Source organism: Tenacibaculum amylolyticum, assembly GCF_964511145.1.
In the GTDB taxonomy this organism is placed as follows: domain Bacteria; phylum Bacteroidota; class Bacteroidia; order Flavobacteriales; family Flavobacteriaceae; genus Polaribacter; species Polaribacter amylolyticum.
The window spans coordinates 269,882-284,816 of sequence record NZ_CAZEFZ010000063.1 but is presented as its reverse complement, the minus strand read 5'-3'; the positions used below and the strand labels follow the sequence as shown (position 1 = coordinate 284,816).

At 32.0% G+C, this 14,935-nt stretch carries 3 protein-coding genes; 1 reads left to right on the top strand and 2 read right to left on the bottom strand.

Going from position 1 to position 14,935, the window contains the following annotated elements:
- Window positions 1-65 precede the first annotated feature (65 nt).
- On the top strand, window positions 66-1,151 hold the full coding sequence (locus ACKTTC_RS14340; protein ID WP_408040529.1) for a helix-turn-helix domain-containing protein: 1,086 nt from the start codon (window positions 66-68) through the stop codon (window positions 1,149-1,151).
- Between the two features lie 386 nt (window positions 1,152-1,537).
- On the opposite strand, the gene ACKTTC_RS14335 is transcribed toward ACKTTC_RS14340, so the two are convergent.
- A complete protein-coding gene (locus ACKTTC_RS14335) occupies window positions 1,538-11,395 on the bottom strand; it encodes an RHS repeat-associated core domain-containing protein (RefSeq protein WP_408040528.1) in 9,858 nt (3,285 codons plus the stop codon).
- A 356-nt stretch (window positions 11,396-11,751) separates the two neighbouring features.
- A complete protein-coding gene (locus ACKTTC_RS14330; protein ID WP_408040527.1) occupies window positions 11,752-14,910 on the bottom strand; it encodes an RHS repeat domain-containing protein in 3,159 nt (1,052 codons plus the stop codon).
- Window positions 14,911-14,935: the final 25 nt, after the last annotated feature.

The window sequence follows — 14,935 nt, the reverse complement described above, 5'->3', positions numbered from 1 at the left end:
AATGTCCTCTTAACTGTTTTATTCTGCCCATAATTGTAACCAACCATTAAAAATCATTCCCCCAGATGAATATCAAACACCTCATAGAAATATTAGATGTCCTTATATTTACACAAGGCCTCATTTTTGGAACTCAATTTATTCTTTTAAAAAATACTTATAGACCTACTTTATTCTTAGGATTATTTTTACTAGTTACCTCTACAGCACACGCTCCTACTTTATTTAGCTTATTAAATATAAAAGCTTTAGGCGAAAATGGTATGTCATTATTAATTCACTTACTTTTTCTTTCTATTCCTTTATTTTATTTACATATAAGATCTGCTCTAAAACTACAAAGACAAATAAAACATTATACTTTATTAATACCTAGTGGTATTAGTTTTTTAATGCTTTTTCTTTTGGTGTTATATAACGATCCAAGCGATTTTCTTACTTCTAATTTTTATGCTTTCTACTTTCTAATAGGTATCATATTTAACACCTTTTTAATTATTAAAATTATTGAGTTAATGTGTAAGAGAATAAAAAAAGTAGAAAATACGTTTACTCCCCTAGATAAAAAGTCATATATAATTCAGTTCATCTTATTACTGCTAGTTATTACTTACCATCCTATACTACTTAAATTTAAGGATGTAAATCTTTATTTTAACTTATTAATTAATATCTCCATCTCTATTTCATTATATTGGTTTATATTCCAAGGGTTTAAACCTAGAGGACTTGTATCATTACTATTAAGTAATAAGGAGTATAAAAAAAAACCTAACGTCATTCCTACTGAGAATCAAACCGAGCTTCAAGAGACCTTTGAAAATATTGATACTTTTTTAATTCAAAACAAAGAATATAAAAACCAAGAGTTAACTATTAGTGATGTAGCAAAAGCTATTCAAATTCCTGCTGTAAAAGTATCTAAAGCAGTTAATCATGTTACTGGTTTAAACTTTAAAAATTATATTAATAAATTACGTGTACAAAAAACGCTTCAGCTTTTTGAGGATGATTCGTACCGTAATCATACTATTGAAGCGTTAGGTATAGAAGCTGGATTTAAATCAAAAAGTACTTTTTATCGTGCTTTTAAAAAAGAAATGAAATGTTCTCCTATGGAATATAAACAGAAGTTAGGAGATACTATGTAAGAACTCTTTCCAATAACAAAACGAACTAGCAAATTTATTACTCATGAGATTTTGTTTTTATTAATATTTAAAACCTCTTCTTTCTTCTAATTATAGGTCTTTTTATTAAAGTAAGATCCGTAATAGAGTACTAATAATCAATAAAATTACTTCTTAAAACCTACACTACAAACTTAGTTTTATACCGATAACATCATACATTTTTTTCTTATTCTTTCAATCTTGATAGATATCTGAATAATAATTACAGTTTACCTTACATACTATAGTATAATTACTGTTAAGTATCACTTCTCTTTCTCCATATTTAATAACCATAAAAAAACAGCCTAAAAATTAATTTAGGCTGGTTCTTTGGGTTATTCTATCAAATAATTAAAATATAGTTATTTCCTTAAGGATAATCCTTCAATTCCATCCATCTTATATACCTTAATACCAGGATACTTGCTTTCAAATTGATTAATGACCCCTCTACAAGAAGAACAATAAGGTAGTTCAGATGTTATTTGTATACTACCCTTATTTGGATAAATATTTGATTCAATTTGAGAATCTAAATGTTCTAACAACTTTACTTCCGTATCAAATGCTCTATTTGTTCCTCCAACAAAAGTAGTCGTAAAAGACCGAGTGCCCTCAGCAGGAACAGGTACAGTGCCTTTTACTAATCCTTTTTCTCCACTTACAGAGTTTAAACTGATATTTTTATCTCCTAATTTTCCTTCCAAAGTTGCAAAATTTCTTTTGTTGGAAACTTTATTATCTAATTTAAACTGTTTCACTTTTCTTCCTTCTATACTAGGGAATCTATCAACCTCAGCCTGTGCCGCTGCCTTCTTAGCTAGTTCTGCTTCTTTTCTTGCTAACTGAGCTGCTTTCTTTTCAGCTTTACTTAAACCTTTAGAAGCTTTAGCTACAGATTTTTCTGCTTGCAACAATTCTTCTCCCCCTGGTGCCTCACCACTTGGATCCACAAAATTTACAGGATTGTTATTTGCATAGGTATATGGTGAATAATTGATATGCTTAGGATCTGGTTGTAAAAATATTTGTTTTTCAGGATCATAAAAACGAGCTTTAAAATTGTATAGTTCTACCTTACTATCGTATTCCTGACCTGTGTACAAGTATGTTCCTAAAGGATCATCTTTATCTGCAACCACACTACTCGTAATTTCTCCATACGGATTATAATTATAACGCTCTTCAACTTCTTTATCTCGCTCGTTATAAACTACTCGTAAGCTGTTTTGATAGTCTCTAATAAAATAATAAGTTCTATTATTCTCGATCATTGCCAATGGAGCATATCCCTTACCATAAATAAACACTCTATCTGACTCATTACTAGTAGTAGATGAGATAACAATTCCGTCTCTACGCGTAGTTCTTGTTTCATGTTTTTCGTATAATGGTAAAGTACCATTACCCCAGATATAAGTAATCGTATTACGAGTATTTGCACTTGGATACACCATTTTTTGTACACGATTATTATTAGCGTCATATAAGAAAGCCATATGTTCTGAAAAACCACTTGTTTCATTAGTCGTTATTCTAGCTACTTTTCTTGTAAAGGAATCATATTGTAACGTAGTATTACTTCCTAACTTACTTGTTCCAATACCTGTATATAGCCCAATACTATTGCTAGAAATTCCTGTTCCCATTATTTTATTTGTTCCAGCTTGGTAACTTATATTATCAATAATGGGTCTACTAGAAGTTAAGAATGATTTTGTAGTTATTCTTCCATTAACATCATAATCACTCCCATATACTCTTAAACTTGAATTAATAACTGCATTCTCTCCATTTAGTTGCTCTCTTCTTGCACTAGTTAATTGATAACGGTTATCGTAAAAATAGCTCCATTGATTTGCTAATTGCCCTGTAATTTGCTCAGTTCTTTTTAGTAACATTCCACCAAGATAATTACCAGAAGCATTTATATACTCTAAAGATTCTGTAAACAAGGTCTCCTCCCTTCTAACAATATCACCGGTATCTGGAAAATCTGTAATGATGGTAGTTGCTGTCATTTGCTTACTATGTTCTTGTAGCGTATAGCGCTTTTGAATTTGTATATTACCATCATCAAAGGCTTCAACATTCATCTTACCATTTACTCCGTACGTATAGCTTGCATATTCATTTGGATCTGTAGGAGTACCAACACTAGATAAACGTCCATTAATATCGTAGGTATACGTAACAACCGTATTGTTTGGATAAGTAATACTCTTTACTTTACCTGAAGCATCGTACGTATATCGTATTACCTGATCTTTTAAGTTTCCTACTTTGACGTCTTTCTCTATTATCTGACCTCTTTTATTATACTTATAATCATATTCTACGAATCCAGATGCTACACCATTGGCTTGCGCTCTAACTTCTTCAGTAACTCTACCTAAACTAAAGTTACTTTCATCATCTAGAATATCGTAATCCCAATATTTCAATCTATTTGTTTCAAAGTTCCATATGGTATGCGGAATATTAGCATAGAAATATAATTTCTCTTTATTAAAAGCTCCTGGTATTGTTACAGTTCCAGCTTCAACTGGCCTGTCTATTGCATCATAAGCTATATAACGCCAACTAATATTAGAATCTCCAGCAGAAAAGTTATTTTCTGATATAAATACAGGCAGTCCTTTTCTATTTTTAACCATGTACGTAGTACCTTCATCAATAGAAACTGTTTGCATTTGATCTCCTAATAAATCATTTTTAGTATCTGTATTTACAAAATCTGCTGCAGGTGTAGCTATACCTAGTGGTAATGTTTCTGCTGTTGAAAAACTATTACGCTCGTATTGATACACAAATTTAGTTTCAGCATCTCCATCTTTGGTTCCTACAGTTCTTCCAAATACATCTTTTACACTTGCTTGATCTCTATCACGATCTTCAGTAGACATAGTTGGGAACTTTAAACGATCTCTTGAAGAGATTCCTATGGCAGTTTCTAAAGCAACTCCTATTTGATCTTGATAACCAGTTCGCATTTTATTTTCTGTATTATCAGTAATTCCTGGTTCTAATACCGATATTTTACGTTGTAAAGGATCGTTACTATACAATGTTCTCGTAAATGCTTTATTAGTCTTTGTTTGATCTATAACTCCATAAGTTGAAGCTACTTTAGACGCATCATTATAATAATCAGCTAATGTACCTGTAATACTATTATTTGCAATAGTATAATTAATAAAATTATGATCGTATTCTAATAAATTATTAGCACTAACCAATGCTGATTTTGTATGTAACATTGGTTTTCCCCAACCATTGTATACTATACCAGATACAATTTTATCATTTAATGTTGCATCGTTATAATATTGATGCTGTATCGGTCTTGATAACCCATCATAATATTGCATTGATACTATTGGAGATTTAGCTACAATTAAATCATGAGTACTACCTGTAAAAGTAATATCCATAGTTGGTCTTTGCACTCTTAACTGTGTTATAATTACTCCATCAACAATTACAAAAACTTTACCTCCTATTCTTATGAAAATATAGTATTTATTATGGCTGGCTGATTGATACAATCCATTTAACACATCTCTACTACCTTCCAAAATTCTGAAAGTATTATTTTGTGTATTATACTCAATACTATTTCCATGCATGTTTAACGTAAAGTCATCAGGTGCAGTAAACGAAATCACATAATTATCTCCTTCTTGTAAAAAATTAGTTGGGACTTCTTGTTTATCTCCTAAATATAAACCTTCATCCTGTACACCTATATTTAAATTAGAATTAGGAAGGTTATTTACATAACTCTCTGTTGGCTCAAACCTTAATACATTATTTATTAGGTTTAAGTGCTCTCTACTATAATAATGTCTATCTAAACCTGTTACTCTACCTTCATCGTCTATAGCAGCAATTGGTATTTGTGCATCATCATAAACATGACGTATGGCTCTACCATTATTATTTATAGTTAATGCTGGTAAATCATTTTGATCATAACTGGTCATTGTTACTTGAACAGGTACTGGACGTATTAATAAATCATCTATTAATAACCCATTGGTTGTTTGTAATTGAGGTACATCTCCAATAGCTAATATACTTTCAAAATATTGCCATGTATTTGTAGCTGTAAATAGATCATCATCTCCGTCTTTTACTACTGTAAGTGTTGCATTAGATATTCCTGAGTTATTTTTTATCCAACCAGAAACAGCATATCGAGGATTAGCTCCATTAATTGTAGGCAATTGAGGTCTTATAGTTCTATTACCAAAAGTAGCACTAGACTCTCCAGAGTGTCCATCTGATACAACAGTTCCTCCTAATAAATCTGTATTTCCAAAACGATCAAAATGATAATACTTTGTTGTAGCATTAGAACCATACACATTTTCTCCTCTAAATGTTGCTACTGGTTTTTCATTATCTGCGTCCATTAGCATACTATGATCAAGTTCATCAGCATCTTTCCAAGCAACAGCAATACCAGATTTTTCATCTCTTTTGGTAATTGTTTTTGTTGCTAACCAATTATAGTTATAAGTAGATCTTGGTGTTAAACTCGCTAAACTTCTTTTAGAGGTTGCTATCTGTGAATGATTACTAGCCAATTGAGTTAAATGAGTGCTTCCCATTGTTAATTTATTACTCAATGCTGTAATATGATTAGAGATACCCGCTTGTTGCCCTGGAATAGTACTTAAGTTAGAAATATTTCTAAGTAAGTTGATATAGTTTGTAATAGCATCTAAACTTCCAGTAGGATTAACTATATTTTGATGTATATAATTTGTAACCTCATCATGATCTCTATGATTGCTATGTACAGCTTCAGAATGGAAAGCATCGCTACTATTAGAATGTGCTGTCCCTAATTTCTGTATTAAATCAGTATATGCATTTTCTTCAGCATCTACGGCAGCATCTACAGGAGTTACAATATTTAACGCATTTGTAGCACTTGATAATAAACTTCTAGCTTCTGTACGCTTCTCTTGAATTTCTGTTCTTTTCTGCCTTATATCTGCTCTTAAATTATTAATGTTACTAATTATAGTATCAATTTCACTATTAATTCGATCTCTTTCAGAAAGTAAATGCGCTGCAACACCTAAACCAAAAATAGGGATGAATAGAAGAGGGAATGCCTCGTCTTCTTTATCTCTAAATTCTTGTCTTTTGGCTGCAATGGCTGCATATTGACTATCTATTCTATCGTTAAGGTTATTTATCGAAGTATTTAATTCAGTTATTTCATTATTAATAGCTCGAGCTCTTGCACGATCACTAGCGGCCTCTGCTTTATATTGATTTAACCTATTTTTATACTGTTCTAAATTTCGATATAATTGTCGTATTTCTCTTAGTGTATTTGTAGAGGTATTTAGTAAATCTCTAGCTGCTCGTATAGCTCCGCTAGAATTTGGATCGACAGCTATAAAATCAGCTTCATACTGCTCTTTAACCAATTGTTGACTTACTAAATTTGTTGTAGGAGCATTTAACAATTGTAAATTCGTATAGTCATTTACACCTGTTTCTTGATTCGCTAATTTATAATTTGTTTTAGGTAAAAACAGATTTCTATTATTAACTGTAAAAGTATCGTATGCTGCAACATCAATATCCTTTATAATTACTGCTGCATTTCCTACTTTAGTGGTAGCTTTAGAGCTAAAATGTTCTTTTAACCTATTACTAGACAATACATCTCCATATACTTCCGATGCATATACATACGATGTTTTATGCAACTCTTCTTCTCCGTTAAGAGCAGTTCCTTTTACTGTCTTATCACGCATACGTAATCCATGATGAATAAAATCATAGTTATTTACTGTTCTATGAATTACTCCATCTAATATATGTACATTCTCTGTTGCTCGTACTTGGTAATTTCTTGTTATATTAAGTCTATCCCCTCCTGCAACCTGTCCTCTAATATCATCTTCAAATACTGTATAATATGTATAATCTCTTGATACTATTTGTTGGGTTTTATTAAATACTAAAGTAGCATAAGGGTGTCCTTGTAATACATTAATATTACCATTATCAAATGCATTATGATCATCTTGATATATACTTTCATAACTTACCAATTGATCTCCTGGAATTCGATGTACTTCTGCTTGAGATGGATACCCTGTTATATTAGCTCCATTTTTTCCATACGCATTATAACGGTTGTAATAATAATGTGTAATATAACCGTCATCCGTTCCATTTAATGCTATAGTACTATTCACTGCATGATTTGTACTACTTGGAATATCTGTTACTTTACCATAAAAAGCAATTCCTGATGCTGAGTCGTAAGCTATTCCATCTGTTCCATAACGATAATGATGGTATCCTAAAGATTCATTTCCTTGTTTTATACTCACTTTGGCTACAGGATAGTCATACAATGTATTCTCCGCTAAGTTTTTATCGGCAATCTTATGTAATACTACCTCACTTGCTTCGTCATATGCGGGTCTCATACTCCTGTTACGCAACGTAGCTGTAGCTGGAATATCTGGTAAATAATTAGCTAAAAATGCTCTCCTAGTTACAAAGCCATTTGAACTTACAGGACCGTAACTTGCATAAGCTCCTCTTCCTGCCGTGGCAGATAATGAATCTTGATGTACAACTCTATTACTAAAAGGTAATTCTACAGATTTATAAACTCCTCCATTATGTAATTGTTTTACATAGTTCTTTAATCCTGTTGGAGTTTTTAATGTATATGGAATAAAATCGTACTCTAAATTATTAGTACCTCCTACTAAGGTTGTAGTATCGTCTAGAGTAAATATAGCATCTGTAACGTCTGTCCAACTACCGTTAGGTTGTCTATTAAACAATTTTCCATTAGTTGAAATGAAATTATTAGCAATAGAAGTACTCTTATGATTTGTTCCTATAATATCTTTAGCTAGTTCTTTAGCTACTGGCTCTATCATAGAAGATGCAATTCCTGCTACATTTGCTGCTTGTTCAATAGAAGCCATCGTTTCTTCTGCTACGCCTGCCAATTCTCCAACTCCTGGAATAATTAACGTAACTATTTGAACTATTACATTAATAATTTCTACAGATAAATTAATTGCTTGATCTACATAATCTACTGTTTCAATTTGCTCCATAGATGCATTAGAAATCATACTCCATGGATCATTAACTACTTGACCTGTTCTAGAGTCGACTACAACATTATTGGGATTAAACTGAAAAAATTGCGGGGTTCTATATGTTCCATTAGTATCTTCTACCAAAGCAGATGTAACATCATTTCCAAAGCCACTTGTGTAATAAGGAGATACAATTTGTTTTCTAGTAAACCTATTGTCTCCTAAGTAACGGAATGCATAATTTTTCCCATCTTCTGGTGCTAAAGCATCATTAGAGTTCTCTAGTAGATTATGTGCTCTTCCTATTTTATTAATTACGTTTCCTACAATAAATGTATCTATACCATCTTGCCCTACTGCTGTATGTAAATGTTGTAATCGTATATTACTAAAATCTTCATCCCAAACAATGCTATAAGTACTGTTAATTTTACTAGTATCAGGTGTTAACCCACTAATTAAACTACCAAATATTGGAATATCTGAAGCTCTTGGAAGGTTTTCATCTAAATTATCATAGGTTTGTAATACGGCAAAAGTATCACCTATACTTACGTCAATATTACCATCTCTTCCTAACAATTCTCCCAAACGTGCTATATGTCCTCCATTTAACGTAACACTATGTCCGCTTAAAATAGTAGCTTTTTTGTTTACTTGAGTAGCAGAAGGTGTTTGCCAAACCATATTCTCATCGTGATGAAAAATAGTAATATCTGCATTTACTCCATGAGAATCGGTAATAACAGCCAAGATCATATTATTTTTTGCTGTTATAGATGAGCGGTGTTGTGCTTTTTCTTGCGCTGTTTCTCCTGTTGGATTAAAAACTGCATCAAAGTTATCTTCTGTAAGATCTTTTTCAGAAGCAATACGATTATCAAAATCTGTTCTAAGTACTGTAAAATCGGTATTCCAAATCAATCCATCCCAAGTATAGATGTACATAAAATCAGTTAATTCATCTAGTACAACTACAAAGTTATCTCCAGAATCCATGGTAAAGTATTTACTAGTAACATTAGCTACTTCTCTACTTAAATCCCATTGACCAGGCACCAAAGCACTCTTCCTAAAAATATCCATCTGAGAACCTCCTAAAGAACGTGTAAGTGCAAAGAAGTCTTTTTCCATAGTAATGTGATATACTTTTCTAGGAAAATCTGTTTCTTGCATTGTCCTTGCATTATATAGTCTTCTTAAATGATCTCCAAATAAAGCTGTTCTATCTCCTCCTAATTCATCAAAAAACGCCTTTACTTCTTCAAAAAACATTTCAAGTGCTGCAAAAACATCTAAAATAACATCTCTAATCACCTCTCCAGCTCCAGCAAACCAATCTTCTATAGCCTTTCCTATATTACCATCAGCAATATCGCTTCCAACTCTATAAAATGTCTTGGCTTGATCTGTAATAGCATCGTTCAATCCATTAAAAAGCCCTGAAAGTCCTGGTGCTAATCCTTCTATAGTTCTTAAGAAAGTCATTTCAATATTTTGCCAAATACCCTTTGTATATGCGTCTTTAGCTCTATATCTGTCATAAAAATAACCATCAAACTCACCAAAGTTTTGCTCTATCCAACGATCTCCAATCCATTGATATACTTTTACATAACTTTTAGGTTCTAAGATGTCCATAGATTCAAAAATAGCTACTACATAATCTGTACCATAAAACAACTCTGGTGCAGTCCATGGTGCCTGCGCATTATTGTATCGTGCATTTTGAGTGTTTGGAGGAAATGTAATTGTAAATTCTTTAGAAGCACCATTAATTTGTTGTTTTCCATAATGATACCCGTAACTCACTCCATCTGGTAATGTTTGTTGCTTTAATGCTCCATACAATGCCCCTGTAGCTGGGTTATATAATGTAGTACCTGTGGCTGTTAAATTAGCGGTAACTCCATCTACACTTGTTCCATCTTCATTTTGTTTTAATCCAAAATAATCGAACACTGTAGCTGGTTTATAACGATCTTCTCCTGAATCATTGTAATTAATAGAAGTTAGCATTCGTTTTTGTAAAGCGGTTCCTTCTTTTAAAAAACCATACTCTAATACTACTTCTCTTTGTAAGTTTTCGCTTCTATTGTATAAACCTATTTTAGAGATATACTTGCGCTCGTAACGTTCTTGATAGGCATCTTGATCGTTTGTTAGATCTACCGTTCCATCAACAATGTTTTGATGTTCTGTATGTGGGTCTTGGTATTCATCTGAAGCTTTATCCCCATATGTAAAACGTATGGTTTTATTACGTAGCCCTTTTACTTCTTTTAAATAAGTAGCTCTGGTGTGTCTTTTTGAATTGGTAGCACTTCCTACTTGTTCCTCTTCTTGCGTATAAGTAAGTTGTACTTGCTCTCCATAAATATCTTCTATTGCAGAAAGATTATAAGCTACAGGTATGCGGCTTTGGCCGTCTGGAATTACGGAACTACCAATCCAGTTACCCCATTTAACATTGTGTTCTACACTATTAGAACGGTGCTTTACTAAGTTTCCAGTAGCTGGAGTTTCTGTTTGGTTTGGAGCCGTTCCTGTAGTTGTAAAATTACCATCTCCATATATATATATTGTACCATCTGGATGAAAGAATTGCCACTGATCTTGGTCTAATTTATGTTTAATGACCCAATCTGATTGTTTAGCAATACGGTATTCTTTTATTCCATTGGCTACACTTACAAACAATAGAGGATAAGTATTTCCTTCGTTGTATAGTAAGAATTTATCATCTTCTGTATTTCCTGTTTGTTGTGTTAAACGAATTACTTTGTTTTCTGGATATGACCACCCTAAACCAACAAGCCCTTGCTTTTGTTCTAAGTTCCAAGTACTGGCTTTTTTATGTACTCCTTCGCTGTTATAAGTTAAAAAAGCTTCATATCCTTCAACAGAAAATAAGGATTCGTGAAAACTTACATTTCCTGTTCCCATTTCAACATTTTCAACAGCAACACTACCTCCGTTTGGAACCGTTGTATTCATTACGGGGGGACCATCTTCAAAAAAAATGGATCGAGCATATGCTGGACTCGGAAAAAAACTAGTAAATAACATAAGCGTCCATAAAAAATGAGCGCCTAGTCTTCTGCTTTTGCTTGTACTCATAAAGATTTCAAATTGATTAATAATTAAACAGCTAAAATATTATGAGAAGTGTTTTAAAATAAACTGTAGTAGTGTCACTAATCGATTTTGGGATTAATTAATATAACACTTATATATTTATCAGTTTTTTATGTAAAACTATATGAAGTATCAAAAATATATTTTGGGAGTTTCAAAATGTATTTTGAAACTATTTTTCTTTATTATTAAGTTCCTCTTTATATAAGTTTGTTTTATGAAATAAATTTGCTCGAGTTGATATCTTTATAGATTTTTTTATAAAAAAACAGCCTAAAAATTAATTTAGGCTGTTTTAAATTTAGATTAATTGTTTTGTATTAGAAATACTTCTTAGTTTATTCTACAAGAGGGACTTCTGGATGAAAAGTTTTACTGACTCCATGAGGCCCTAACCCTCGTATAATTGAACCTGTATTTTCCTCAATAGTAGTCGTTCTATTTAAAGGTTGACTTAGACTATTAGTAAATATATTACCTCCTTCAACTACATTAGGATCTATATTATGGCTAAAATACGAAACTTCATCACTTTCAAAATTTGCTGATGACATTAGCACTTCTCCAGCATTAGCTAATCCATCTTCATCATACCCAAAAGCCATTAACTCTGTATTAAACCCTACTGCATTAACTGTTTTATTTGAATCATTTGCTAAACCTTTCCCAAACCTATCTAAAAAACTTGTAGATCCCTCCTCACAATAAGCGCCATGGCACTGTATCAAATTCAAATTAACCTCCTTTAAATCTGAGGTTTTTAAATAACTACCTAGATCTTTAGATAATACTTGATTAGATATTGATTCCACTCCTTGACGGTTTGCAGTTTTAATAAAAATAGACTCGGATTCCCCTTTAAAACCATGGCCAACCAAATTAACAGTTCCATCAAAGCCTTCTAAATTCAGGTTTGGTAAATGTTGCCCATTTTTTAAATTGCTAAATGATACAGGAATTCCTCCTGAATTTGATATTGTATAAAAATGAGAACCGTACTCTCTTGCATCTAAAACATATAATGGTGCCTTCCCTGATAAATCCACAAAATTCACAGGATTATTATTTGCAAAAGTATATGGTGAATAATTAATATGCTTAGGATCTGGTTGTAAAAATATTTGTTTTTCAGGGTCGTAAAAACGAGCTTTAAAATTGTATAGTTCTACTTCTTGATCGTATTCTTGTCCTGTATATAAATAAGTTCCTATAGGGTTTGTATTAGCAGATTGCATGCTACTTGTAATCCTACCATAAGGGTCGTAATTATAATGCTCTTCTATAGTATTAGACGTTCCATTTACTACAACACGTAAACTATTTTGATAGTCTCTAATAAAGTAATAACTGTTATTCCCTTCTAGCATTGCTATTGGTGAATAGCCTTTACCATAAATGAATACTCTGTTTGAATCATTATTAGTACTAGATGATAAAACAGCACCTTCATTATTTATAGCTCTGGTTTCATGTTTCTCGTATAATGGTAAAGTACCATTACCCCAAATATACATAGTTCTTTTACGTGTATTTGCATTTGGATAGACCATTTTTTGTACTCGATTATTCCCAGCATCATATAAGAAAGCCATATGCTTTGAAAAACCACTTGTTTCATTAGTCATTATTCTAGCTACTTTTCTAGTAAAGGAATCATATTGCAACGTGGTATTATTTCCTAACTCACTTGTTCCAATACCTGTATATAGCCCAATACTATTGCTAGAGATACTTGGTGTCTCTAAAATTTTATTAGTTCCAGCTTGGTAACTTATATTATCAACATGAGGCTTCCCATTTGTAAAGGGGAAAATAGTTTTATTTAATATTCTTCCATTAACATCGTAAGAATATCTCCTTAACTGTAAACTATTTAGCTGTCTTTTTTGTGCTTCAATTAATTGATATCGATTATCATAATTATAGCTCCATTGATTTGCTAATTGTCCTTTGATTTGCTCAGTTCTTTTCAACAACATTCCATCAAGGTAATTTCCTGAAGTGTTTGTATATTCTAAAGACTCTGTAAATAAGGTCTCTGCTCCTCCACCGGTAGTTGCTGTAATTTGCTTATTATGTTCTTGTAACGTATAGCTCTTATGAATTTGTATCTTGCCGTTATCAAAAGTTTCAAAATTCATTTTACCATTTACCCCATATATATAGCTTGCATATTCATTTGGATTTGTAGGAGTACCAACACCAGATAAACGTCCATTAATATCGTAAGCATACGTAACAATCTTATTATTTGGATAGGTAATACTCTTTACCTTACCTGAGGCATCGTATGTATATTGTAATACTTGATCTTTTACATCTCCTCCTATTTTGATGTCTTTCTCAGTCATCTGACCTCTCTTATTATACTTATAAGCATATTCTACAGATTCAGATGCTACACCATTGGCTTGCACTCTAACTTCTTGAGTAACTCTACCTAAACTAAAGTTATTTTCCCCATCTAAAAGATCATACTCCCAATACTTTAATTTATTAGTTTCAAAGTTCCAAATTGTATATGGAATATTAGCATAAAAATACATTTTCTCTTTATTAAAAACACCTGGAATTGTGGCAGTCCCAGCTTCAACTGGTCTATCCATAGCATCATAAGCTATATAACGCCAATTAATATTAGAATCTCCAGCAGAAAAGTTATTTTCTGATATAAATACAGGCAGTCCTTTTCTATTTTTAATCGTGTACGTAGTACCTTCATCAATAGAATTTGTTTGCATTTGATCTCCTAATAAGTCATGTTTAGTACTTGTATTTACAAAACCAGCTGCAGGTGTAGCTATACCTAATGGCAATGTTTCTGCTATTGAAAAACTATTACGCCCGTATTGATACACAAATTTAGTTTTAGCATCTCCATCTTTGGTTCCTACAGTTCTTCCAAATACATCTTTTACCGTAGCTTGATCACGATCACGACTTTCTGTTGACATTGTTGGAAACTTTAAATGATTTCCTGAAGAAATTCCTATGGCCGTTTCTAAAGCAACTCCTATCTGATCTTGATAACCAGTTCGCTTTTTATTTTCTGTATTATCAACAATACCTGGTTCTAATACAGATATTTTACGTTGTAGAGGATCGTTACTATACAGTGTTCTTGTAAATGCATTATTTGTTTTCGTAGCATCTATAGTTCCGTACGTAGGTAAAACTTTTAACTCATCATTATAATAATCGGCTAACGTACCTGTAATATTGTTATTTGCAGCATTATAATTAATAAAACTATGATCGTATTCTAATAAGTTATTAGCAGTAACCAATGCTGATTTCGTATGTAACATAGGTTTTCCCCAACCATTATATACAATTCCTGATATAATTATATCACTTAATGATACACCATTATAATATTGATGCTGTATAGGTCTTGATAACCCATCATAATATTGCATTGATACTATTGGAGATTTAGCTACAATTAAATCATGGGTGTTTCCTGTAAAAGTAATACCCATCGTTGGTTTTTGCACTCTTAATTGTGTTATAATTACTCCA

Coding starts and splice junctions, on each gene's coding strand:
- ACKTTC_RS14335 (WP_408040528.1), bottom strand. CDS start 11,395: ATGAGTACAAGCAAAAGCAGAAGACTAGGCGCTCATTTTTTATGGACG.
- ACKTTC_RS14340 (WP_408040529.1), top strand. CDS start 66: ATGAATATCAAACACCTCATAGAAATATTAGATGTCCTTATATTTACA.